The 2,930-nt window shown below is 63.8% G+C and carries 2 protein-coding genes; both read right to left on the bottom strand.

Features of this window, described 5'->3' with window-relative positions:
• Positions 1-47: 47 nt before the first annotated feature.
• Positions 48-1,550, bottom strand: a complete 1,503-nt coding sequence (locus AWC07_RS02440) for an IS1634 family transposase (protein WP_036409069.1) — start codon at positions 1,548-1,550, stop codon at positions 48-50.
• 444 nt (positions 1,551-1,994) lie between these two features.
• On the bottom strand, positions 1,995-2,441 hold the full coding sequence (locus AWC07_RS02435) for a hypothetical protein (RefSeq protein WP_341865238.1): 447 nt from the start codon (positions 2,439-2,441) through the stop codon (positions 1,995-1,997).
• Positions 2,442-2,930 lie beyond the last annotated feature (489 nt).

Here is a 2,930-nt window from a genome sequence, read left to right as displayed (position 1 = left end):
ACCCACCAACCCAAAAAACCACCACTGACCAGCACAAACAACGCTGATCAGGCATCAAGGGCGGAAACTCCCGCTAGTGCTTGGGCGAGGTCGTCGGGGATGGGATCGGCGGCGGTGATGGTGTGTTGTCCGGCTTGGATGGTGATGGTGCGGTAGCGTCGTGCAGTCCGCACGAATTTCTTTATGCTCCAACCGGTTCGGTGCTCGATCCAGTGCGTGAGGGCCATCGCGGCGAACACGATCGTCAGGTGAGCGTCGATCGATTCACGCTTGTGGTGATAGATCGGACGGGCCTGTAGGTCGTGCTTGGACATTCGGAAGCTCTTCTCGATGCGCCACAAGCGGTGGTAGGCGTCGATGACGAACTTTGGGGTCTGGTCGGTGAGGTTGGTGGTGTAACCCTTCCAGCCGGCCAAGGCGCGGGCCTTGGCCTCCAGGTCACGGTCGATAGCCTTGGTTTCCCCGGTCAAGGTGATGAACCGGTTGCGTTTGACCGGGGCTTTCCCGTCGACGGCCTTTTGGGCTTTGGCGATCTGTTCATCGATGCCGCGTAGCGTGCGCCGCGCCCGGTCGGTGCGGTACTGGTAGTGGATCACCCGGTCAGGGATCCCGCGGGTTTTCTCCCGGCTGGTGGCTGGCCAGGGCTGGGTCAGGATCAGCTCATCGGGGACGGCCTGGTCGGGGTGTTTGTCGTGCCACTCGCGTACGACATCGGGCAGGTAGGGCAGCCGCGCTCCCAGGATGTAGGTCAATCCGGCGGCGCTGATATCGATTTGGTTGGCTTCAGAGATCATCCCGGCATCAGCGACCACCGTGATATCGGTGAGCTGATGGGCTTTTTTGAACGTGTTGATCACCGGCAGCATGGTGGCCGTCTCGGCTTTGTTGCCTTCGAAGGCTTGCACCGTGAGCGGCAACCCTGAGGCGTCGGTGAGCAATCCGACGGTGATCTGGGGTTCTAGGCGTCGTTCCTTGGAGAATCCGGGCTCCCGGAACCCGTCAGCGGTGTCGGTTTCGAAGTACAGCGTCGTCACGTCATACAACACCAAGGTGGCCGGCCCCAGGTCGGCGTGCACTGAGCAGGCTTCCGAGATTTGTTGTCGAAAAGCATCTTTGGCATAGATTGGTAGACGGCGGTTCAGAGTGGGATACGACGGGGCACCCACCCCGGTTTCGGCCAGAACCCGGGCGGAGTCGATCTTGCTGGTCGGTTCGATGATCCGCGCACACACCAGACCGCGGAACACCTCATCGGCCACCTGGTCGAATCCGAGCACCGCATACGCGTGGCACAAGGCATCCCACAGATGCGCCGCCCGCGAGGAGGTGATCGGCAATGGCGAAGACCCGGCCCGGCCGGCAATCCCGAGGTCCAGCTCGGCCTGACCGGCGGCCAGCCGCTGCGCCGCGGCGGCCTTGAGCGCCGCTACCCCGGCCTCATCATGGGCCGAGCCCAAATGCTCGATCGACCGCGATCCCAGCCGCGACGACCAGACGATCTGCACCGCCGTCGCCCCAGAGCTGGTTTTCACCGCGCGCACGTAGGCCACCACCGCACCCTACGGACCCGGTCCTAGTGCACAGATCCGCACCAGCGACCAAACGAATCAGCAGGTCAAAGCCCTACGGTCTGATCGAGATAGCCGAAGTGATAAAAGTCAGGTATTGGGCGGAGGCCGCCACGGCCGCACCCGAGACGGGTCCAGTCGGCGTCGACGGTGCAACCGGTCGGGTGACGACGGGTGGGCGCAAGTCGGCGCCCCATGCGGGCAAGGGGCCTGCTGGCGTGGCACTGACGGGTGCGGCGGTTTGGCCGCTGCTCATCACCGGTGCAACTGAGGTCATGGTGCTATCAGCGGGTTTTGATAGCACCCGGGCCGGGCTGGCAGCCGCCGTGCCTGCGTCGGGAATATGCGGCACAGCGGACGCGGCGGGGATGCCCGCCACGGGCGGGGCAGTAGACGGTGTTGCCGGACCACGTGCCCGGCGGAAAGTTAGCCGGCACCGCACTGAGCTTTCATGTCTGCATCCTTGGCAAGGACATCATCGACGGCCGCCTGATACACCGGATCATCACGATGCAAGTAGCTACCGAGGGCGTTTGTGTTGGCGTAAGCCTTCGCCAATGCCAACGCGGCCGCACGGTCACTAGGCGAAAGTGCGACGCCTGCGTCCACTGCTTGCTCGAGCATCAACGCTCCATTCACTGCGGCGTGGGAGGCGAGCGCTGGGTTATCGCCATTGGTCTGGATTTGGATTTGACGCGCCGCCAATTTGTAGACGTCACACAATTTCTGACGGGCGCCCGCGACTCCAGCCGCGGTGTATGTCGGCGTGATGGTGGTTCCGGGGGCTCCGGCGGGGTTGCTATTTGCTGGGCGCATTAGTGCCACGATCAACGCAGCGGCGCCCAGCACGGCGGCGACGGTGGCCAACGCCACCACCGGCCAGCTCCGTGGGCGCGGTGCGATCTGAGCGGGATGCGGCGGTGTCCACTGCGGTCCAGGCGGCTGGTTAGTCGTCACGTCAATAAAGGTTATTTGTGGTGTCGCTTCAGCGCACTCCAGCTTTTGCCAACGCAGCAGTCATGGGCAACCGGGGCCAGCTTGTGCCAATCACTGCACCGGGACACCTGGCGCGTAACCCGGAGGGGGTGAGGGTAAGCGGTGGCGTCACGCGCCCTGGCCATGCGGACGACACCTGGTGTTATCCGGCTTGTTGGGTGAATGGCGACAACCCATGCCATAAGGCAAAATTCCGCGCGTGGCTCCGCTGGCTGTCGACCCAGATGCGATGTTCACCGCGGGCAGCGCGGTGGCTGCTGTTGCTGAGGATCTGGTGGCCGCGTTGGGCTCGTTGACGGCAGGTTTTGGGGCCAACACTGGTCAGGATGCGGCCGGCGACATGTTTGGGCTGGCCTATCAGGACGC

This window comes from Mycobacterium gastri (assembly GCF_002102175.1).
Taxonomy (GTDB): Bacteria; Actinomycetota; Actinomycetes; order Mycobacteriales; family Mycobacteriaceae; genus Mycobacterium; species Mycobacterium gastri.
The sequence above is the reverse complement of the archived record's forward strand: the minus strand, read 5'-3'. Positions and strand labels throughout refer to the sequence as shown.